This is a genomic window from Streptomyces siamensis (assembly GCF_039543605.1).
Lineage (GTDB): Bacteria > Actinomycetota > Actinomycetes > Streptomycetales > Streptomycetaceae > Streptomyces > Streptomyces siamensis.
Genome location: NZ_BAABKB010000001.1, coordinates 258,160 through 278,890 on the forward strand (window position 1 = coordinate 258,160; position 20,731 = coordinate 278,890).

The 20,731-nt window shown below is 70.4% G+C and carries 17 protein-coding genes; 7 read left to right on the forward strand and 10 right to left on the reverse strand.

The features are described 5' to 3' along the window. Positions 1–98: 98 nt before the first annotated feature. Complete coding sequence (locus tag ABEB03_RS01095) at positions 99–512, forward strand: pyridoxamine 5'-phosphate oxidase family protein (protein ID WP_345639842.1); 414 nt, start codon at positions 99–101, stop codon at positions 510–512. 133 nt (positions 513–645) lie between these two features. Here the strand turns inward: ABEB03_RS01095 and ABEB03_RS01100 are convergent, their stop codons facing one another. Further along, positions 646–981, reverse strand: a complete 336-nt coding sequence (locus ABEB03_RS01100) for a hypothetical protein (RefSeq protein WP_345639845.1) — start codon at positions 979–981, stop codon at positions 646–648. A 336-nt stretch (positions 982–1,317) separates the two neighbouring features. Between ABEB03_RS01100 and ABEB03_RS01105 the strand changes: the two genes are divergently transcribed. Both ABEB03_RS01105 and ABEB03_RS01110 read left to right on the forward strand, forming a co-directional pair. Continuing rightward, positions 1,318–2,301 carry a helix-turn-helix transcriptional regulator gene (locus ABEB03_RS01105; RefSeq protein ID WP_345639848.1) on the forward strand — a complete coding sequence of 328 codons (984 nt, stop codon included), beginning with the start codon at positions 1,318–1,320 and terminating at the stop codon, positions 2,299–2,301. A gap of 23 nt (positions 2,302–2,324) precedes the next feature. Beyond that, positions 2,325–3,308 carry a helix-turn-helix transcriptional regulator gene (locus ABEB03_RS01110; RefSeq protein ID WP_345639850.1) on the forward strand — a complete coding sequence of 328 codons (984 nt, stop codon included), beginning with the start codon at positions 2,325–2,327 and terminating at the stop codon, positions 3,306–3,308. Here ABEB03_RS01110 and ABEB03_RS01115 read toward each other — a convergent pair. From ABEB03_RS01115 to ABEB03_RS01155, 9 genes are all read right to left on the reverse strand, one after another. Next, a complete protein-coding gene (locus ABEB03_RS01115) occupies positions 3,262–4,305 on the reverse strand; it encodes a helix-turn-helix transcriptional regulator (protein ID WP_345639852.1) in 1,044 nt (347 codons plus the stop codon). The genes ABEB03_RS01110 and ABEB03_RS01115 overlap by 47 nt on opposite strands. Positions 4,306–4,665: 360 nt before the next feature. Beyond that, positions 4,666–4,812, reverse strand: a complete 147-nt coding sequence (locus ABEB03_RS01120) for a hypothetical protein (protein WP_345640626.1) — start codon at positions 4,810–4,812, stop codon at positions 4,666–4,668. Positions 4,813–4,912: 100 nt separating this feature from the next. Then, complete coding sequence (locus ABEB03_RS01125) at positions 4,913–5,404, reverse strand: hypothetical protein (RefSeq protein WP_345640572.1); 492 nt, start codon at positions 5,402–5,404, stop codon at positions 4,913–4,915. A 124-nt stretch (positions 5,405–5,528) separates the two neighbouring features. Then, the gene (locus tag ABEB03_RS01130; protein ID WP_345639854.1) at positions 5,529–6,665 is read right to left on the reverse strand and encodes a sugar ABC transporter substrate-binding protein; all 1,137 of its coding nucleotides are present in this window, start codon (positions 6,663–6,665) and stop codon (positions 5,529–5,531) included. Positions 6,666–7,225: 560 nt separating this feature from the next. Further along, positions 7,226–7,672 (reverse strand): heat shock protein transcriptional repressor HspR, encoded by a 447-nt coding sequence (locus ABEB03_RS01135; protein WP_345639857.1) that lies wholly within the window; start codon positions 7,670–7,672, stop codon positions 7,226–7,228. 5 nt (positions 7,673–7,677) lie between these two features. Beyond that, a complete protein-coding gene (gene dnaJ, locus ABEB03_RS01140) occupies positions 7,678–8,856 on the reverse strand; it encodes a molecular chaperone DnaJ (RefSeq protein WP_345639859.1) in 1,179 nt (392 codons plus the stop codon). Between the two features lie 33 nt (positions 8,857–8,889). Beyond that, on the reverse strand, positions 8,890–9,552 hold the full coding sequence (grpE, locus tag ABEB03_RS01145; RefSeq protein ID WP_345639861.1) for a nucleotide exchange factor GrpE: 663 nt from the start codon (positions 9,550–9,552) through the stop codon (positions 8,890–8,892). After that, a complete protein-coding gene (gene dnaK / locus ABEB03_RS01150) occupies positions 9,549–11,399 on the reverse strand; it encodes a molecular chaperone DnaK (protein ID WP_028799240.1) in 1,851 nt (616 codons plus the stop codon). Before dnaK ends, grpE begins: the two co-directional genes overlap by 4 nt. A gap of 172 nt (positions 11,400–11,571) precedes the next feature. Continuing rightward, positions 11,572–12,711 (reverse strand): MraY family glycosyltransferase, encoded by a 1,140-nt coding sequence (locus ABEB03_RS01155; RefSeq protein WP_345639866.1) that lies wholly within the window; start codon positions 12,709–12,711, stop codon positions 11,572–11,574. A 328-nt stretch (positions 12,712–13,039) separates the two neighbouring features. Here ABEB03_RS01155 and ABEB03_RS01160 point away from each other — a divergent pair, with 328 nt between their 5' ends. From ABEB03_RS01160 to ABEB03_RS01175, 4 genes are all read left to right on the forward strand, one after another. Beyond that, on the forward strand, positions 13,040–15,298 hold the full coding sequence (locus ABEB03_RS01160) for a (Fe-S)-binding protein (protein WP_345639868.1): 2,259 nt from the start codon (positions 13,040–13,042) through the stop codon (positions 15,296–15,298). A 701-nt stretch (positions 15,299–15,999) separates the two neighbouring features. Then, positions 16,000–17,277, forward strand: coding sequence for an FG-GAP repeat domain-containing protein (locus ABEB03_RS01165; RefSeq protein WP_345639871.1), 1,278 nt, complete (start codon positions 16,000–16,002; stop codon positions 17,275–17,277). 477 nt (positions 17,278–17,754) lie between these two features. Further along, positions 17,755–19,248 carry a VCBS repeat-containing protein gene (locus tag ABEB03_RS01170; protein WP_345639873.1) on the forward strand — a complete coding sequence of 498 codons (1,494 nt, stop codon included), beginning with the start codon at positions 17,755–17,757 and terminating at the stop codon, positions 19,246–19,248. 104 nt (positions 19,249–19,352) lie between these two features. Then, positions 19,353–20,708 carry an FG-GAP and VCBS repeat-containing protein gene (locus tag ABEB03_RS01175; RefSeq protein ID WP_345639875.1) on the forward strand — a complete coding sequence of 452 codons (1,356 nt, stop codon included), beginning with the start codon at positions 19,353–19,355 and terminating at the stop codon, positions 20,706–20,708. The last annotated feature ends 23 nt before the right edge of the window (positions 20,709–20,731 follow it).

Genomic DNA, 20,731 nt, shown 5'->3' on the forward strand with positions numbered 1-20,731 from the left:
TACCTGACCCGTCCAGCGTACACAAAGTTGAGTCTATTCCACTCAAGAATGACACCGGAAGCGGAGCGGGCCCCGCCGGGGAAGTAGATTCGGGTCTCATGGCTTCGTATCCGGTGGACCCGCGGCAGCCCGACGCCGCCTACCTCAGCTTCTGGCGCGAACGGCACCTGTGCACGCTCACCACGCTCCGGCCCGACGGCGGACCGCACGTGGTGCCCGTCGGAGTGACATACGACCCCGACGCCGGTCTCGCTCGGGTGATCGCCAACAAATCCAGCGCCAAGGTGCGGCACGTGCTCGCGGCGGGGGCGGACGGGGCACGCGTCGCGGTCTGCCAGGTGGACGGTCGCCGCTGGGCCACACTGGAGGGCCGGGCCACGGTGTCGGTGGAGCCGGCGCGCATCGCGGAGGCGGAACGCCGGTACGCGGAGCGCTACGGGCGCACCCCGTCGCCCAACCCGTCACGGGTGGTCATCGAGATCACACTCACCTCGGCGATGGGGCGCGGCTGATTTCGGCCTCTGTCGTAACCGCCGATACCAGGAAATTTCGCGTAAAACTGCAGCGGCGTCACCGTGTTCAGGTCACGGTGACGCCGCTGCGGGGGGAAGTACCTGAGCGATCTACTACGACGGGGGAATCGCGTCAGGCACTGCGGGGGGTGGCTGCAATGGTCTGTACGTCCGGCTCGTCCGGTCCGGCCAGCCGGTGGTCGCGCTGGTCGAGGTTCACAAAGATCATTCCGTATCGGATGGCGCACCGCACCGGCTGCGGCGCCCCCCGAGGCCGTCGCAGACAGCGGTACGCCCGTACGTCCTCGTCCTCGTCCCGCGTGACCACCACGGGCTCTCCGAACACGGTCACCATCAGCGAGTCACCACTGTGGGGGATGGCGGTGACCAGGTCGATGAAGTGCCAGCCGGAGCGGTAGGCCGTGGCCATTTCGCGGCGGAACGAGCGGTCGTCGGGAGGTGTGGTCATGTCAGGCCCAGACGCTGTCGTCTTTGCCGGCCGGAGCAATCGGCCAGACGCTGTCACCGGCAACCACGTGCGTCGCGACTGCCGCCGGCCAGACACTGTCGGCCCTGGCGTCGCCCCTCGCGTCGGAGAGACCGCTCAGCACCCCGAGGGCCATGACGGCGGAGAAGGCGGCGACAAGCGCCGAGCGAAGCATTTTGTTACGCATAGTCGGCTTCGTCCTCACTTGAAGGTCCCCTCTTCCCCCGTCGAATACGACGATGGCTCATTCGGGCACGTCATGGCCACACAATCGATGCATCATGTTCCTGCACGTTCAGGACCCTGGGGGGTGGAGATTTGGCAACAAATGGGACTAGAGGGATACATCCCCATGCGGTGACCCAGCTGTGCGAGGACGGAAGCCGTTTCTACGCGAATGCTCTGCGCACGGGACGCATCGCTCGCGCAGACGTGGAGTCCGCTCCCTGCCTGATGGAGTTCGCGCTGCTGCACCCCGATCCCGACGACGCCAACTGGTTGCGTCCCGTACCACCGTCCATCGCCCTGGCCCAGCGTCTCAACCCCATAGAGCACGAGATCACCGAAGCCCGGCGCTTGTCGATCGAACTGGCCGATGCTTTCGAGCCGTTCATGGCGCTCAGTGCCCAGGCCACGGCGACCACACACTCGATCACCGTGCTGGAGGGCAACGACCGGATCAACGCGGCGCTCGACCTGGCCACCGCCCAGTGCCAGGTCGAGATGCTCACGGTCCAGCCCAGCGGCCCCCGCCCCGAACGCAACCTCATCCAGGGGCTGGAACGTGACAGGCCCCTGATCGAACGTGGTGTGCGGATCCGGACGCTGTATCAGCACACGGCCCGCTACAGCCCGGAGAAGCTGGCCTACGTCAGCCAGCTCTCCAACGGCAAGGTGGAGCACCGCACCATCGACGAACTGGTCGAGCGCCTCATCATCTGCGACGAGACCGTGGCCTTCATCCCCACGCGCGACGACCAGAAGGTCGCCCTGGAGCTCCGCCACCCCGGCCTCGTCCGCTACCTGATCAAGGTCTTCGAGTTCATGTGGGGCCGCGCTGTCCCGCTGTCCACCGGCGCCCCCTACGAAACCGCCTCCGACGGCATCACGGAGATCCAGCACTCCATCGCCAAACTCCTGGTGGAGGGCCACGTCGACGAGGCCATCGCGCGCCGCCTGGGCATGAACGTCCGCACCTGCCGTGCCCACATAGCCAAGCTGGCCACCGCCCTCGGCAGCGGCAGCCGCGCCCAACTCGGCTACCTCATAGCGCAGTCGGGGATCCTGGACCAGGATCATTGAGTACCGGGGAACCGGAGCCGCAGGTGACCGCCACGGCACACGAGCACGCATCCGAAGAACTGTGCCGGGCGGGCCTGGAGTTGTACACCCGCGCCCTGCGGGAGGGCCATGTCACCCTGCAGGAGACCGCCCTGGTTCCCTGCGTGATCGACCTCGGCCTGCTCCAGCCGGAGATCGAGGACCGGACGTCCCTGCACCCTGTGCCACCGGCTGTCGTGCTGCCCCGGCTGCTGCGTGCGACGACCGACGCCATCGCGCACCAGCGCCGGCGAGAAGTGCGGCTGGCTGAGGCGTTCGAGCCGCTCATGCGGATCGGCAGTCCGCAGACGGCCACGGGGGAATCGCCGACGCTCAGCGTTCTCAGCGGTCTCGAACAGATCAACCGGTCCATCTCCCAAACGATGGCCGACGCCCAGCAGGAACTCCTCGCCATTCAGCCCCACACCGGCAGGGGCGCCGCGGCCCAAGGCGCGTCCCTCGGCCGCGACCAGGCCCTGCTCGATCGCGGGGGCCGCATACGCACGCTCTACCAGCACACCCTCCGCCACTCGCCGACCGTGATCGCCCGATACGAGGTGCTGAAGGGGGACGCGGAGGCCCGCACTCTGGACGAAGTCACCGAGCGGCTCCTCATCGTCGACCGCACCGTGGCGTTCATACCGGCCAGCAAGGACCGCACACTGGCGCTGGAGGTCCGCAACCCCGCCCTGGTCAGGTTCTTCGTCACGGCCTTCGAGCGGCTCTGGCGCCTGGCCACCCCCATGTACCCCAAAGCCGCCCCGCAGCCCTCCCTGGACGGCGTCACGCCCCGCCAACGCGCCATCGCGAGCCTGCTCGTCGAAGGGCACACCGACGCCGTCGTCGCCGACCGCCTCGGCATGAACGTCCGCACCGCCCGCGTCCACATCGCCAAGCTCGCGGCCTTCCTCGGCAGCGAGAGCCGGGCCCAACTCGGCTACCTCATCGGGCAGTCGGGGATTCTGGAGCAGAAAGGCCAGGGGCAGTGACCGTCTGGAGCTCCTCAGAGCGCGGTGGGCCCTCCAGGCCGGCCTGGGCGATGCGGACGCCGAGCTGGGTGCGGCTGGCCGCGCCCAGGGTCTCCGAGAGCCGGGCGATGTGCGCCCGGCAGGTCCGCACGCTGATGCCCAGCCGCTCGGCGACCACCGCGTCCTGGTGGCCCTCCGCCAGCAAAGCCGCGATCGAGCGTTCCCGGTGGGTGATGCCCTCGATGCCCGTCGAGGGCAGCGGCGAGGCCAGCGGGATCGCCAGCCGCCACAACCGCTCGAACACGGTCACCAGGTAGTCCACCAGCGCCGGGTGACGCAGCTCCAGCGCGATCGTACGGTCCGGGTTCGCCGGGATGAAGGCGACCCTGCGGTCGAAGAGGATCAGCCGCTCGACTACCTCGTCGAGCGTGCGGGCCTCCGCCGAATCACCCATCAGCTCCATGTAGTTGAGCAGGCCCTGGCCGTGCCGGGCGACATGCGTGTACAGGTCGCGCATCCGCACGCCCCGGCGGCGCATCTCCAGCGCCCGGTGCAGGCCCTCCGACAGCTCGTCCTCGCGCCGGATGCCGCCGGGCTGCACCGTCAGGACCTCGCTCGTGCACTCCTCGGTCGCCTTGTCCATGGCGGCCCGGATGCGCGGCAGTCCGTCGAGGACGCGGATCGCGACACCCTCGGCCGGGGCCTGGACGCGTCCGCCGAGCCCCGCGTACCACTCGAAGGCGGACACCGCTTCGCCGACGCGCGCCTGGCTCGCGCTGACCTCCTCGTAGACCCCGCGCAGCAACCGGGTCATGACCTCCTGCGGCGAGGTCGGCACCAGCCAGCCCATGTCGTCGGGGTCGGGGTGCAGCAGCGCAAGCTCCAGGAGGCAGGGCACCGCCTCCGCGTCCTCACGGGGCACACGCCCGCGCCGCACAGCCCGGGAGTACACCCGGTCGCCGGCCTCGCACAGTCGGTCAGCGCCGTGCGGATGCATGTCCGTCCCGTGCCCGGCCATCTCCCACCCCTGGCTCCAGCCCCTTCTGCGGCAGGCCGCCTTCGCGCCTTCCGCAGCGCAACTATGCGCGGAGCGGACCGGCATCGCAACACGGCTGTACCGTCCGCACACGCCTTTTCGCCCGCCTTGATGACGGAACGTCCCCACCTCAGCCACCGGCCCCTGCAACAAGCTGTCGGTGGTGGAGTCCGCAGCCGCACGCGGACGCACGGGAACTTCGGCAGCGGTCCGCACATGGCCGAAGCCGCGGTCTTTGCAAGGGGGTTCACGCTGCACGCACGGATCACCGGGTTCATCGCCGCACCCGGCGTGACGTGCACGGGTGGCTTGAACACGACGGTCCGCGGGCGGTGCCGGTCGTCACGGTCCGGCCACGGCCGACTCTCGCGGGCGGCGCGGGAAGAGGCAGCCGACGGCAGGCAGGACGATCAGCGGGAGCAGGGCGGTGCGCAGGGACATGGCGCCGGCCGGATGACCAGTGAAGCCGCTCGCGAGCCCGTGGCGCACCGCTGCGCTCCCTCGTCGGCGAGCGCCTTCATCGAGGTCTTCCGCCGGGCCTTCGGCTGCGCGCCGGGGGCCCATGGGCGGGACGCCCGGCGGGCCGCGGTCAGCCGGAGGCCCAGCTCCTGAGCAGGGCCTCCCGGGCGGGGCGCCAGGGCGTCGCTCCGGCGCTGTCCGTGCGTCCCCACTCCAGCAGCCGGTCCACGTCCACCGTGCCGTCCACGAGCCGCTCCAGCAGGTCGACGGAGAGCTCGTACTCGGACTGGACGTAGCCGCCGACGGCCGCGCCGTACACGGTCAGCTCGGCCGTCCCCGTGGCCGTGCGGACGTGGACCTCGAAGGCGGGCGGGGTGTCGACGCCGCCCGTCGCCAGGTCGATGACCGTGTCGGCCACGCTGTTCACCAGCCAGCGCGTGCTGGACCGCACCGGGGCGTGGTGCACGGCGACACCGCGCACCTGCGGCCACGGCCAGAAGGCCTGCTGGTCCGTGCCCACGGCCTGGATCCCTTCGGCCGTGAGCCGCACACCGCGCGCGTGCCCCTCGGGCTCGGCGCCCAGGTGCACGCTCTCCTCGGTGATCCAGAACAGGCCGATCATGGCCACGGGGTGCCTCCAGCGGGACGACGGCGGGACGGCCGCACGGCGCCGGGTCCACGACGGCACCACGGCCTGCGGCCCCCCTGTGAGACACCCACGGGCCCGGATCGGTTCAGCCGTCGCCCTACTTGAGGCCGACGGAGTTGCACGCCGCCTTGTACGCGGCCGTGCAGATCTGCTTGACGGTGTAGATGCCGTCCTGGATCACCGTGTCGTCGAGGTTGTCCTTGGTGAGGTCGACGACCGGCACGAGCTGGGCCGGGATGCCCTTGTTCGTCGGGCTGTCGACCTTGTCGCGGGTGAGCGCGTCGAACTCGATCGACCGGCCCTGGACCTTCGCCACGGCCATCTCGGCGGCGGCGCTGGCCTCCTGCGGGTACGACTTGTAGACGCTCATGTACTGGTCGCCCTTGACGATGCGCTGCACCGCGTTGAGCTCGGCGTCCTGGCCGGTGACCGGCGGGACCTTGCTGACGCCGGCGGTCTTCAGGACGTCGATGACGGCGCCCGCGAGGCCGTCGTTGGCCGAGTAGACACCCGCGATGTTGTCGAGGCCGACGGCCGTGATGGCCTTCTCCATGTTGGCCTTGGCGTTGACCGGGTTCCAGTCCGTGGTGTCGTACGTCTTGGCGATGACAACCTTGTCCTTGAGCTCGGACAGGGCGCCCGCCTTGAACTGCGCGGCGTTCGGGTCGGTGGGCGACCCGTTCATCATGATGATCTTCTTCGAGGTGGCGCTGCCGCTCTCGTCCTGGACCGCCTGGAGCAGCGCCTTGCCCTGGACCTCGCCGACGAGTTCGTTGTCGAAGGAGATGTACGCGTCGATGGGGCCCTGCGCGAGCCGGTCGTAGGCGATGACGGGGATGCCCGCGTCCTTGGCCTTCTTCACACCGGCGGCGATGGCCTTGGAGTCCACCGCGTCCACGAGGATCACGTCGACCTTGTCGTCGACCATCTGCTGGAGCTGGTCGTTCTGCTTGGCCGCGTCCTGCTGGGCGTTGGCGTAGGCCACCGTGCCCTTGTTGCTGGTGAGCTTCTCCACCGTCTCCTTGATGATCGGGTAGTCGAACCTCTCGTAACGGCTGTTCTCCTTCTCGGGGAGGAGCAGGCCCACCGTGATGTCGTCGCCCTTCGAGGGGCTGGCCTTGGTTCCGTCGCCGCCGATTCCGTCCACGACGCCGCAGCCTGCGAGCGAGACGGCCATGGCGGACGAGGCCAGGGATATGACGGTACGACGCAGACGGGTGTTACGAGTGTTCACATCAGGTGCCTTCCGGGCGAGGTTGCAGCATTGCGACCCAGGTGGCTGAAAGCCAACGCGGCGATCACCTCAGCGTCAAGGAGTAACCACTTAACGAGATGGCAACGGCGTTCTGTGTTCCCCAAGTGAACACGATGGGAAGAGGGTACGCCCCCTCTTCCACCAATCCCCTCTGCTTCACCTTCTGTCATCCACGTCCGCACCGCCAACTGCCGTGGTCAGGGGCGCTGATCGGCCGGAAATCCACCCGCCCCGGGCGGTCCGGAACCGCCCGGAGGGACACGTGGAACCGACCGGGGAGACGGCGTCCGCGGCCCCTTCACCCCCGCACCCGCCACACCGGGCGGTCCGTTCACTTCTGCGGGCGCAAAACGCCGCCGCCGCGATGAATTGCCATATCCGGCCCACAAACGGCAGTTCACTGTGAACACGGCATTCACGGGCACACCGAAGAAGACGGACGACCGGGCGGCCGGGCACCGCACCGCCGCCGCGCCCCGGCGGGAACGACGTGAAGGGGCCCGGAGGTTCGACCTCCGGGCCCCTTCACGGTGCTCGTCCTACTCGGGCTGGCGCTTGGGGCGCCACACCACCAGTGCGCTCGTCTGCTGGACCTCCTGATAGGGGACCAGGTCACGGCGGTAGGAGGCGTGGACGGCCGCTTCGCGCTGCTGCATCGCCGTGGCCGCGCCGTCCAGGGCCGACTGGAGCTCGGCGACGCGGGACTGGAGTGCGGCGACCTGGTTCTCCAGTTCGATGATGCGCTTGATGCCGGCCAGGTTGATGCCCTCGTCCTGCGACAACTGCTGCACGGTGCGCAGCAGTTCGATGTCGCGGGCCGAGTAGCGCCGGCCCCGCCCCGCGGTGCGGTCGGGCGAGACCAGGCCGAGGCGGTCGTACTGGCGAAGTGTTTGCGGGTGCAGTCCGGAGAGCTGGGCCGCCACCGAGATGACGTAGACCGGAGTCTCCTCGGTCATTTCGTACGGGTTGCGTCGACGACCGTCCATCTCTTTCATGCTCCCTTCGCGGCCTGGAACAGCTCCGCCCGCGGGTCCTCACCCGCGGTCGCCTCGCGATACGCCTCCAGGGCGTCACGCGCCTTGCCCGAGAGGTCGGTGGGGACCGTCACCTCGACGGTCACCAGGAGGTCGCCCCGGGTGCCGTCCTTGCGGACCGCGCCCTTGCCGCGGGCGCGCATGGTGCGGCCGTTGGGCGTGCCCGGGGGCAGCTTGAGGGTGACCGGCGGTCCGCCGAGCGTCGGGACGCGGACCTCTCCGCCGAGTGCAGCCTCCGCGAAGGTGACGGGCACGGTGACGGTGAGGTTGTCGTCCTTGCGGCCGAAGACCGGGTGGGCGTCGACGTGGACGGTGACGTACAGGTCACCCGCCGGGCCGCCCCGTTCGCCGGGAGCGCCCTTGCCGCGCAGCCGGATCCGCTGGCTGTCACTGACTCCGGCCGGGATACGGACCTGCATGGTCCGGGAGGACTTGGCGCGCCCCGATCCGTTGCACACCAGACAGGCGTGCTCCGCGATCAGGCCGCGGCCCTTGCAGTCCGGGCAGGGGTCGGTGAGCGAGAACCCGCCGCCCGAACCCCGCGCCACCTGGCCGGTGCCGACACAGGTCGGGCACACGCGCGGCGTGCCGTTCTTGTCGCCGGTGCCCGAGCAGGCCTTGCAGGGCGACTGCGAGGTCATGCGCAGCGGTACGGTCGCGCCGTCCACGGCCTCCGTGAAGCTCAGCGTGACCTCGGTGTCGATGTCCTGGCCGCGCCGGGGCTGCGTACGGGTGCCGGTGGTGGCGCCACCGCGGTTGAACAGGCCCCCGAAGACGTCGCCGATGCCGCCGCCGAAGCCCCCTGCGCCTCCGCCCTGGGCGCCGCCTCCGAAGAGGTCGCCCAGGTCGAAGTTGAAGGAGCCGCCACCGGCGCCGGGACCCGGCCGGAAGCCGCCGTTGCCGAAGAGGGCGCGTGCCTCGTCGTACTCCTTGCGCTTCTTGGGGTCGCCGAGCACGTCGTTGGCCTCGGAGATCTCCTTGAAGCGCTCCTCGGCCTTGGCGTTGCCCTTGTTGGCGTCCGGGTGGAACTCGCGGGCGAGCTTCCGGTACGCCTTCTTGATCTCGGCCTCGGTGGCGTCCTTGGGGACGCCGAGGACCTTGTAGAAGTCCTTCTCGATGAAGTCCTTGGTGCTCATCCTCGACGTCCCTCCTTCCTCATGCGTTCAACGTCAGCCCTCGTCCGGGCCACCGTTCTCCTTGTCGTCGGCGGTCTCCGCGGATTCCGACGAGTCCGCCTTGACCGTCTGGGCCCCCGGCTGGGGTTCGGCGACGGCCACCCGCGCGGGGCGGATGGTGCGCTCGCCGATGCGATACCCCGGCTGCAGAATCGCCACGCACGTCGTCTCCGTGACGTCCGGCGCGTACGAGTGCATCAGGGCCTCGTGGATCGTCGGGTCGAAGGGCTCGCCCTCCTTGCCGAACTGCTGGAGCCCCATCTTCGCCGCGACGGTCTCCAGCGACTCGGCCACCGACTTGAAGCCGCCGACCAGTTCGCCGTGTTCCCGCGCGCGGCCGATGTCGTCGAGCACGGGCAGGAGCTCGGTCAGGAGGTTCGCGATGGCGATCTCCTTGACCGCGATCCGGTCGCGCTCGACCCGGCGGCGGTAGTTCTGGTACTCGGCCTGCAGCCGCTGGAGGTCCACCGTGCGCTCACCGAGCGCCGTGCGCACCTGGTCCAGCTGGGCCGTCAGGCCCGCCGTCAGATCGGCTGCTGCCGCGTCCCCGGCCGGGGCCGCCCCCTCTTCGGGGGCGGCCTTCGACTCGGCGTCGTCAGGGGTGGCGCCGGAGGGGACGTCAGGCTTCTCGTCGAAACCCGGGGTCTCCTCCGTCACGCGGCACCGTCCTTACGGTCCTCGTCGACGATCTCGGCGTCGACGACGTCGTCGTCGGCCTTGGCCTGCTCGGCACCCGGGGCACCCTCGGCGCCGCCGGCGGCCTGCGCGGCCTGGGCGTCGGCGTACATGGCCTGGCCCAGCTTCTGCGAGACGGCGGCGACCTTCTCGGTGGCCGTGCGGATCTCGGCGGTGTCCTCGCCCTTGAGCGCGGCCTTCAGCTCCTCGACGGACGCCTCGACCTCGGTCTTGACGTCACCGGGGACCTTGTCCTCGTTGTCCTTGAGGAACTTCTCCGTCTGGTAGACGAGCTGCTCGCCCTGGTTGCGGGTCTCGGCGGCCTCGCGGCGGGCGTGGTCCTCCTCCGCGTACTTCTCGGCCTCCTGGCGCATGCGGTCGACCTCGTCCTTCGGCAGCGAGGAGCCGCCGGTGACGGTCATCTTCTGCTCCTTGCCCGTGCCGAGGTCCTTCGCGGTCACGTGCATGATGCCGTTGGCGTCGATGTCGAAGGCGACCTCGATCTGCGGGACGCCGCGCGGCGCCGGCGGCAGACCGGTCAGCTCGAACATCCCGAGCTTCTTGTTGTACGCCGCGATCTCGCGCTCGCCCTGGTAGACCTGGATCTGCACGGACGGCTGGTTGTCCTCGGCCGTCGTGAAGATCTCGGAGCGCTTCGTCGGGATCGTGGTGTTGCGCTCGATGAGCTTGGTCATGATGCCGCCCTTGGTCTCGATACCGAGGGACAGCGGGGTCACGTCGAGGAGCAGGACGTCCTTGACCTCACCCTTGAGGACACCGGCCTGGAGGGCGGCGCCGATGGCGACGACCTCGTCCGGGTTCACACCCTTGTTGGCCTCGTTGCCGCCGGTCAGCTCCTTGACGAGCTCGGCGACGGCGGGCATGCGGGTGGAGCCGCCGACGAGAACGACGTGGTCGATCTCGGACAGCTGGATGCCGGCGTCCTTGATGACGTTGTGGAACGGCGTCTTGCAGCGCTCCAGCAGGTCGGCCGTCAGCTGCTGGAACTGGGCGCGCGTGAGCTTCTCGTCCAGGTGCAGCGGGCCCTCGGCGGACGCCGTGATGTAGGGCAGGTTGATCGAGGTCTCGGTGGACGAGGACAGCTCGATCTTGGCCTTCTCGGCCGCCTCGCGGAGGCGCTGGAGGGCCATCTTGTCCTTGGACAGGTCCACGCCGTGACCGGACTGGAACTGCTTGACCAGGTAGTCGACGACACGCTGGTCCCAGTCGTCACCACCGAGGTGGTTGTCACCGTTGGTGGCCTTCACCTCGACGACGCCGTCACCGATCTCCAGGAGGGACACGTCGAAGGTGCCGCCACCGAGGTCGAAGACGAGAATGGTCTGGTCGTCCTTGTCCAGGCCGTACGCCAGGGCGGCGGCCGTGGGCTCGTTGACGATGCGCAGGACGTTCAGGCCCGCGATCTCGCCGGCCTCCTTGGTGGCCTGACGCTCCGAGTCGTTGAAGTACGCCGGGACGGTGATGACCGCGTCGGTGACCTTCTCGCCCAGGTAGGCCTCCGCGTCGCGCTTCAGCTTCTGCAGGATGAAGGCGGAGATCTGCTGGGGGTTGAAGTCCTTCCCGTCCAGGTTGATCTTCCAGTCCGTGCCCATGTGACGCTTCACGGAGCGGATGGTCCGGTCCACGTTCGTGACCGCCTGGCGCTTGGCGACCTCGCCGACGAGCACCTCACCGTTCTTCGCGAAGGCGACGACGGACGGCGTGGTCCTGGCACCCTCGGCGTTGGTGATGACGGTGGGCTCGCCGCCCTCCAGAACGCTGACGACGGAGTTAGTCGTGCCCAGGTCGATGCCGACCGCACGTGCCATTTCGATTCCTCCAGCAATGACTTGAGTGGAACGGACTCAAGTGTGCATGACCCTCGCGTCTGGGTCAACAGAGCTGAGTCGAGGACACTCAACTCTTATCTCTTCCCTACACGCAGGAGAGCCCTGACCTGTGGTTTCTCCGTACGGTAGCGGGCCGGTGGCATGGCCTCCGTCAGACACGGGCGTACGGATTCTCATCCCGTCCGGCGCTCGTGGGGCCCCCGGGAGAGGGGACCGAGGGTCGCGAGGGCACACGGTCCGGGCGGGCCGGCCGCACCCGGCGGGTCTGCCGTGCCATACGTGTCTCCCGCGTGCCGCGCGCCATGCGCCTCTCCCGCGCGCCGCGCGGATCACGCACGGGCCGCAGGGCGAACCCGGCGACGACGGCCGCGGCGGCTCCGGCCACCCACCAGGCGGCGTCCGCGCCCGCCCAGCCCAGGTCGATCAGCAGGCCCACGAGCACCGCCGCGAAGGCCGCGGCACCGAGGACGACCAGGCACCCCTGCGGAGTCAGCCCCAGCCGGCGCAGCCGGTGGCCGAGGTGGTCGGGTCCCGGGCGCAGCAGCGGACGTCCGGCCCTTCGCCGCGAGACGAGGACGAGGACGGCGTCGGCGGTCGCCAGCGCCGTGAGCGCGAACCCGGCAGCGATCCCGGGGCCCGCCTCCCGCTCGGAGTGCACCAGCACGGCGGCGGAGGCCAGCACGAACCCGGCGAACAGCGAGCCGCACCGCCCCGGCACGATCCGTGCGGGGTGCCAGCCGTGCATCAGGAACCCGGTGAGGGCGGCGGCCAGCACGCTGAGCAGCGCCGCGAGCCCGTCCATGACCTCGGCGGCCGCGCACCCGGCGAGCGCGAAGGCGGTGACGACGCCGACGGTCCCCATCAGCCCGTCGACGTGGTCGAGCGAGCCGAAGGCGTGGGTGACGAACACGATCCAGGCGACGGCCAGCAGTCCGGCGGGCAGGCCGAGGACGTCGTAGGGCACGGTCAGCGCGGCGGCGGCGGTCACGGCACAGACCCGCACGGCGAGCGGCACGGTCCACAGGTCGGCGGCCAGCCCGAGCGCGGCGAGTCCGAGCGCGGCGACCAGCAGCCGGCCGGCCTCCGGGCCGAGCGGGGCGACGTCCGTCCAGTCCCCGACGGCGGCGACCAGTGCGGTGCCGGCCATGACGGCCACCCCGCCGAGCAGGGCGACCGGCCGGGCCCGCCGTCGGTCGACCACCCCGAGGCGCAGGGCGATCGTCCGCAGCAGCGCGGCGAGCGCGGCGGTCAGGAGCAGGGCGGCGGTGGCGGCGGCGATCCCGTACAACACGACGAGAAATTTAAGCCGTGTTGTCACAGTATCGTGTGATTAGCACGACGGAGCGTCACGTGTCCCCGCGAACGGCGGAACCGGCCGGGTGTCTCGCGACCGGAACGCGGAGGGGCGCCACCGCCTCGCACCCGCGGCACCGGGCCCCGGAGCGGGGAAGGGTGACACCGCCTGTTCAGGCAACCCTCAGCGACGCAGATCACCGCACTCCTGGCTACAGTGCGGCGCTAGAAGTGGGTAGTCTCAGACGGACTGCATAAGTTACCGCTTAGTAATCACTTCGAGTGCACACTCGGAGCAACACCTCGCAGGCCCGAGGAGCCCCCAAATGCAACTCGCCGCGATCATCGTGTCGCTGGTCCTGACCGTGGTCGGCGTTGCGCTGCTCGCACGCGCCATCGGCCAGTTCGTCCGGTACTTCAAACTGGGTCAGCCGGTGCCCGCCGGCAGCCGAACCGACAACCCCTACCAGCGCAGCGTGACCCTGGTGCGCGAGTTCCTCGGTCACACGCGGATGAACCGCTGGGGCATCGTGGGCGTCGCCCACTGGTTCGTCGCCGTCGGCTTCCTGACGCTGCCGCCGACCCTGGCCCAGGCGTTCGGCCAGCTCTTCCAGGCCGACTGGGTGCTCCCGATCATCGGCGACTGGCTGCCGTTCGAGATGTACACCGAGTTCATCGGCGCGATGACCGTGCTGGGCATCGCCGTCCTCATGGTGATCCGGCTGCTGAGCCTGCCCTCGCGGCCGGGCCGCAAGTCCCGCTTCGCGGGCTCCAAGGCGGGTCAGGCGTACTTCGTCGAGTACGTCATCCTCACCATCGGTCTGGCGATCTACACGCTGCGCGGTCTCGAGGGCGCGCTGCACCACGTCGAGGGTTACGAGGCGGGGTACTTCGCCTCGTACCCGCTGGTGGTGGCCTTCAAGGGGCTGGGCCTGAGCACGCTCCAGAACCTGGTCTACCTGGTCGCGATGATCAAGATCAGCGTGTCGTTCATCTGGATGATCGTGGTCTCGCTGAACACCAACATGGGTGTGGCCTGGCACCGTTTCCTGGCCTTCCCGAACATCTGGTTCAAGCGTGAGGCGACCGGCGGCACGGCACTGGGCGGCCTGCAGCCGATGACCTCGGGCGGCAAGCCGATCGACTTCACCGACCCGGGCGAGGACGACGTCTTCGGTGTCTCCCAGGTCGAGCAGTTCTCCTGGAAGGGCCTGCTGGACTTCTCCACCTGCACCGAGTGCGGCCGCTGCCAGTCGCAGTGCCCGGCCTGGAACACGGGCAAGCCGCTCTCCCCGAAGCTGCTGATCATGTCGCTGCGCGACCACGCGCACGCCAAGGCCCCCTACCTGCTGGCCGGCGGCGGCAAGACCATGGAGGGCGAGGAGAAGGCGTCCGAGGAGCAGCTGAAGGACGTGCCGGCCGCGGCCCTCGCCGAGGCCGAGCGCCCGCTGATCGGCACCGCGGAAGAGAACGGCGTCATCGACCCGGACGTGCTGTGGTCCTGCACCACCTGCGGCGCCTGCGTCGAGCAGTGCCCGGTGGACATCGAGCACATCGACCACATCGTCGACATGCGCCGTTACCAGGTGATGATCGAGTCCGCGTTCCCGTCCGAGGCGGGCACGATGCTCAAGAACCTGGAGAAGAAGGGCAACCCCTGGGGCCTGGCCAAGAAGCAGCGCCTGGAGTGGCTCAAGGAGCTCGACTTCGAGGTGCCGGTCGTCGGCAAGGACATCGAGGACCTCACCGAGGTCGAGTACCTGTACTGGGTCGGCTGCGCCGGCGCCCTGGAGGACCGGGCCAAGAAGACCACCAAGGCCTTCGCCGAGCTGCTGAACATCGCGGGCGTCAAGTTCGCGATCATGGGCGGCGACGAGAAGTGCACCGGTGACTCCGCCCGCCGCCTGGGCAACGAGCCCCTGTTCCAGGAGCTCGGCATGGAGAACGTCATGGCGCTGAACACGGCGTTCGGCGAGGAGATGGACGACGAGGGCAACGTCACGCCCGAGTCGAAGAAGCCGAGGTCGGCGAAGAAGATCGTCGCCACCTGCCCGCACTGCCTCAACACGATCGGCAACGAGTACCCGCAGATCGGCGGCGACTACGAGGTCATCCACCACACGCAGCTGCTCCAGCACCTCGTCGACGAGGGCAAGCTCGTCCCCGTCACCCCGGTCGAGGGCATCATCACGTACCACGACCCCTGCTACCTGGGCCGCCACAACAAGATCTACACGCCTCCGCGCGAGATCATCGGCAAGGTCCCGGGCCTCAGGAACGAGGAGATGCACCGCCACAAGGAGCGCGGCTTCTGCTGCGGCGCCGGCGGCGCCCGCATGTGGATGGAAGAGCGCATCGGCAAGCGCATCAACAACGAGCGGGTCGACGAGGCCCTCTCCCTCAACCCGGACATCGTCTCCACCGCCTGCCCGTTCTGCCTCGTCATGCTGACCGACTCGGTCAACGGCAAGAAGAACGACGGCAAGGCCAAGGAGTCCATCCAGGTCGTCGACGTCGCCCAGCTCCTGCTGGAATCCGTCAGGACCTCGGTCGACCCGGTGGGCGAGCCGGAGCCGGTGAGGTAACCAGGACCGCCCTTACGACGGACGTCCCCCGCGACCCTTCTGGCGCGGGGAACGTCCGTCGTCACCGGGTGGACTGCCGGTTGCCGGTGATCAGGCGCCGTGCGGCTCCGGCGGCCTTGCGTTCGATGTCCTCAGCGGTGCGCTGGTGTTGTGCNGGGCAAGGCCAAGGAGTCCATCCAGGTCGTCGACGTCGCCCAGCTGCTCCTCGAGTCCGTCAAGACGCCGGTGGACGACGAGCCCCCGGCGGGCGAGGCCGAGTCGGAGAGCGAGCCGGAGCCCGAGCCGGTCAAGTAAGGCCGTGACCGGCGGCGGTGCGACGGCACCGAGCCGGTGAAGCGGTACAGCCCGACGACGAAGCACCCCATGTCCCCGGCCGGGCCGGAGGGCATGGGGTGTTCTCGTCCCCGCCGTCCCCCGATCCGGCCCGTCCCCCGATCCGGCCTGTCCGCCCGATCCGACCTGCCCGGGCGCCCCCGACCCATGACATCCGGCCGTTGTCGGCCCGGGGTGACCGATCCCGCACGCCCCCGCTCTTACCGCCCCGCCGCAACAAGGCCATCATGTGCAGGTTGTTGTCGACGGTTCGGTCGGGGTGAATGGTGCGCGGGCGAAGAGGCGGGCGCGGAAGCGGGAGCAGGAGCGGCGGCCGGAACGCGGGCCGCGGCGGACGCCGCGGCGGCAGCGGCATACGGACGGCCGCGGTGGCGGCCGGCGCCGGCTGCGCCCTCCTCCTGTCGGGCTGCGCGGGGCTCGGTTCGAACGACCACGCCACGTCGGACCGGCACGAGCCGGCGACCGTGGCCAAGGCCCCGGCCCAGCTGCCCGTTCCGCGCGGCAAGGGCAGCAAGGTCGCGGACGACTTCAACGGGGACGGCCACCGCGACCTGGTCCTCAACGACCTCGTCAAGGACCAGAGCCACAGCGACGACGCGGGCATCGGCATCGTCTACGGGACGGCCCACGGACTCGCCCCGGGCGCACGGCAGCTGCTGAACCCGGCGAAGCGGGCGGCCCCCACAAAGGGCCAGTTGCCCGCCGTGTTCGACGCGGAGGCGAGCTGCGACCTGAACAAGGACGGGTTCACCGACCTCGTCGTGTCGACGGACCCGCCCTACGACGGCCAGGGTCAGCCCCCGGTCCCGCTCCAGATCCTCTTCGGCTCCCCCGCCGGCCTCACCGGCAAGGCGGTCAAGCTGGACATCCCCGCGCAGGCACGTTTCGGCAACGACTGGCCGGACCAGCCGGTGTGCGGCGACTTCGACGGCGACGGCGCCCAGGACCTGGTCACCCACGCCTCCGACGGCCAACTGAGCTATCTGCGCGGCCCGTTCAGTCGCAAGGGAGCGCCGCGCGCGGCGGGCAAGCCGCTCGCCTCCCCCGGCAACGTGCCGACCGGTCCGGCAGCCGACGTGAACCGCGACGGCTACGACGACCTCCTCGTCCGCGCGGCCGACGGTGCCGCCAAGTCCGCGGTGGTCCTCGGCGGTCCGGCAGGGCCCACCCGCACGGGCGTCGTCCTGCCCGAGGGCATCGACGTCGCCTTCGGCCGCTTCGGCAAGGGCAAGTCCCTCGACGCGGCGGTCGGTTCGATGGGAGGAACGTCACTGCGTTACGACCTCCCGACGGCCGGCCGCGGCAGCCTGGCCACTGCGGGCTCCGTGCTCGACTCCGGCGACTTCGACGGGGACGGGCTGAGCGAACTCGTCTCCAGCGGTACGGAGCTGCGGGTCCTGCGGGGCCGTACGGCCGGTCTCTCCGCGACCGGCATGGTCACGGTGCGGCCGCCCGCCCGGGGCACCACCCGGGTGCTGGCCGTGGGCGACTTCACCGGGGACGGGCGGGACGACCTGGCGGTACGGACCTACCCGGGCGAGACGCGGGACACCGTCGCCGTGTTCGCGGGCACCAAGAGGGGCCTGCTGTCGGCGAAGCCGTCGGTCACCTTCTCCAGCTCGGAGTTCCTCGGCATGGACTCCTGAGCGGATCCCGCAGCCGCGGGAACGCTGCCCCCCATGCTCCGGCGACGCGGTGGACGCCCGAACCGGTGCCGGGCCGACGGGGTTTCGGCACCCTGAGCCCGGCCCGGAGACCCGGGCCTCCGGCCTCCCCGGTACCCGGTCCGCGACACGGTCCGAGACCCCGGCCCGGCACCCGGGCTCAGGGACGTACCCGGCTCCCGGCGGACCCCGCGCCGGGCCCACCGCCCCGGCGCGTTCACGGCGTCCGGAGGAAGCGCTCCCACACCCCCGGACCACCGAAAATCCCTTTCGCCCCCATTCCCCCACCCGCCTCGAAAATTAACCGAACTCACGTACAACCCTTGCGCCCCTTGAACGGTCTCCTGTTCGCCGACCGCCACGCGAACCCTCGGACAACTCCAGGAGAACGCGAGCGGTACGCCCCCATCGACTGTGGATGTCCGCCAGACATCCCCCGCATGCCGCAGGAGAACCCGCATGCACAAGCGCTACGCGCACCACCGACGACTCGCCCTCGCGACGGCCACCGCGGCCGCGCTGACGGGCGGTCTGCTCGGCTTCTCGGCCGCGACGGCAACCGCCGCGGACTCGACGAAGGTCGCCCAGGCCGACTTCAACGGCGACGGCATCGGCGACATCGCCACCTCCGCCGCCACCGCCTACGTCAGCGGCCACAAGGGCGCCGGACAGGTCATCGCCCTCTACGGCACCGCCACCGGCGTGTCCTCCGCCAAGCGCACCACCATCAGCCAGAACACCACCGGCGTCCCCGGCACGGCCGAGGCCGGCGACGCCTTCGGCTCGGAACTCGCGTACGCCGACTTCAACGGCGACGGCTACGACGACCTCGCCGTCGGCACCCCCAACGAGAAGGTCGGCACCGACACCAACGGCGGCGGCCTCGCCATCCTCTGGGGCTCCGCGAGCGGCCTCACCGGCAAGGGCGTCGACATCCCCGACCCGGCCGCCTCCTCCCACGACTTCTGGGGCAAGGACCTGGCCGCCGGCGACTACGACGGCGACGGCAAGGCCGACCTGGCCGTCGGCAGTTCCTCCGCCACCATCTACGTCTACAAGGGCGGCTTCACCACCGCCGGCACCCCCGGCGGCCGCACCACCATCAAGCCGCCGATCGAGTCCGGCACCAACGACAACCCGTACGGCCCGCTGAGCCTCACCGCGGGCGACGTCAACGGCGACGGCCGCACCGACCTCATCGTCGACGGCTTCGAGACGACCACGTCCACCGGCTGGAACACCAACTACTGGGTGCCCGGCACGGCGTCCGGCCTGAGCGTCTCCTCCGCCCAAACCCTGAAGACCGGCATGATCACGGCCGTCGGCGACATCAACGGCGACGGCTACGGCGACATCGTCAGCGGCGCCTCCTGGAACGGCACCCTCGACGACGGCACCGCCATCCCGGACTCCGCCAAGGGCGGCAAGGTGAACATCACCTACGGCACCGCCTCCGGTCCCGGCTCGACCTCCGGCATCACCCAGAACACCGGCAACGTGCCCGGCACCTCCGAGACCGACGACGGCTTCGGCTGGGACCTCGACCTCGGCGACGTCGACGGCGACGGCTTCCAGGACCTCGTCGTCAGCACCCCGAACGAGGACATCGACGGCGTCTCCAACACCGGCATGGTCACCGTCCTGTACGGCTCGGCGAGCGGCGTCAGGGTGGCCTCCGGCGCCCAGGCCTTCGCGCAGAGCACGGCCGGCGTCCCCGGCAACGACGAGAAGGGCGACCTCTTCGGCGCCGACGTCAAGCTCGACGACGTGAATGGCGACGGCAAGGCGGACCTGGTCGTCGGCTCGTACGAGAACAGCGCCAACGGAGCGGTGACCTACCTGCCCTCCAACGGCACGACGATCACCACGAGCGGCTCCCGCACCGTCTCGCCGAGCACCTCGGGCGTCTCGACCACGGGCACGCCGCAGTTCGGCGCCCTGTTCGCCGACTGACCTGCCCCGGCGCGCAGTTCGTCCTCCGCAGCTCGCCTCTCCGTAGCCGTACCTCTCGCCGGGCCCGTGTACGCACGGGCCCGGCTCCTTCCTGGAGCTCCGCCATGCGCAGACGCACCTCGGCCGCCCTCGCGGCCTCCCTCCTCGCGGCGGGCCTCGCCCCGCTCGCCCTGAGCGCCCCCGCCGGCGCGGCCGTCGCCAAGCAGTACGACGACTTCAACGGAGACGGCTACCGCGACCTGGCCTACGCCCACGCCTACAGCGGGATCTCGGGCGCGGACGGCTGGCAGGGCGGCGCCGTCGTCGTCACGTACGGCACCGCGCACGGGCTCGACACCTCGCACACCCAGGTGGTCCACCAGGACAGCCCCGGCGTGCCCGGCACCGGTGAGGAGGACGACATGTTCGGCGAGTCGCTCACCAGCGCCGACCTCGACAAGGACGGCTACGCGGACCTCGTCGTCGGCAACCCCACCGAACATGTCGGCAGCGCGCAGTACCGCGGCACGGTCACCGTCGTCTGGGGCTCCCGCTCCGGACTGTCCGGCGGCACCAACCTCACCCCGAAGTCCGGTGCCGGCGACCACTTCGGCTCCGACCTCGCGACCGGCGACTTCAACGGCGACGGCTCCCCGGACCTCGCGGTGATCGGCGGTCAGGAGGCCTGGCTGTACCGCGGCTCCTTCTCCAGGTCCGGCTCCCACGGCACCGTCAGCAAGATCGACAAGACGGACGGGGGCTGGTACTCCTACGGCCTCGCCGCGGGCAAGGTCGACGGCGACGGGAAGACCGACCTGGTCGTCCTCGGCGCCCAGTTCTCCGGCAGCAGCGTCGCCAGCCGCGTCTGGTTCCTCAAGGGCTCCTCCGGCGGCCTGACCTCGGGCGCCTCCAAGACCCTCGACAGCGACGCCACCAGCGCCGCCGTCGGCGACTTCGACAAGGACGGCTACGGCGACATCGCCCTCGGCCAGCCGGACCGCAGCAGCAGCAAGGGCGCGGTCACCGTCTGGCGCGGCACCGCCTCCGGGCCGAGCGGCTCGACCACCTTCACCCAGGCCACCTCCGGTGTCTCCGGCACCCCCGAGGCCGACGACAACTTCGGGTACGCCGTCTCGGCCGCCGACGCGAACGGCGACGGCTACGCGGACCTCGCGGTCGGCGTCCCCTTCGAGGACGTCGACGGCATGGAGGACCAAGGCGGCGTCCACCTGTTCCGCGGCGGCTCCGGCGGCCTCAACGGCGCCCGCTCCTCATGGATCCCGCAGACGGTGGCGGGCGCGGCCCCCTCCGACAGCGCCTTCGGCCGCGCGCTGCGGCTGCGCGACCTGAACGCCGACGGCAAGGCCGACCTCACGGTCGGCACCGGGGACGACGCCCTCGTCCTGCGCGGCACCTCCACCGTGCCCACGGCGACCGGCGCCCTCACCCTGTCCGACTTCGGCGGCAGCGTCCTCGACTGACCTCCGTCCTCGCGCGCCGGGCC

Bases quoted from the DNA above. Each gene is read 5' to 3' on its own strand.
- dnaJ (WP_345639859.1), bottom strand. From the start codon at position 8,856: ATGAGCACCAAGGACTTCATCGAGAAGGACTTCTACAAGGTCCTCGGC.
- ABEB03_RS01175 (WP_345639875.1), top strand. From the start codon at position 19,353: ATGCGCAGACGCACCTCGGCCGCCCTCGCGGCCTCCCTCCTCGCGGCG.
- ABEB03_RS01170 (WP_345639873.1), top strand. From the start codon at position 17,755: ATGCACAAGCGCTACGCGCACCACCGACGACTCGCCCTCGCGACGGCC.
- ABEB03_RS01100 (WP_345639845.1), bottom strand. From the start codon at position 981: ATGACCACACCTCCCGACGACCGCTCGTTCCGCCGCGAAATGGCCACG.
- dnaK (WP_028799240.1), bottom strand. From the start codon at position 11,399: ATGGCACGTGCGGTCGGCATCGACCTGGGCACGACTAACTCCGTCGTC.
- ABEB03_RS01095 (WP_345639842.1), top strand. From the start codon at position 99: ATGGCTTCGTATCCGGTGGACCCGCGGCAGCCCGACGCCGCCTACCTC.
- ABEB03_RS01125 (WP_345640572.1), bottom strand. From the start codon at position 5,404: ATGATCGGCCTGTTCTGGATCACCGAGGAGAGCGTGCACCTGGGCGCC.
- ABEB03_RS01115 (WP_345639852.1), bottom strand. From the start codon at position 4,305: ATGGCCGGGCACGGGACGGACATGCATCCGCACGGCGCTGACCGACTG.
- ABEB03_RS01135 (WP_345639857.1), bottom strand. From the start codon at position 7,672: ATGGACGGTCGTCGACGCAACCCGTACGAAATGACCGAGGAGACTCCG.
- ABEB03_RS01160 (WP_345639868.1), top strand. From the start codon at position 13,040: ATGCAACTCGCCGCGATCATCGTGTCGCTGGTCCTGACCGTGGTCGGC.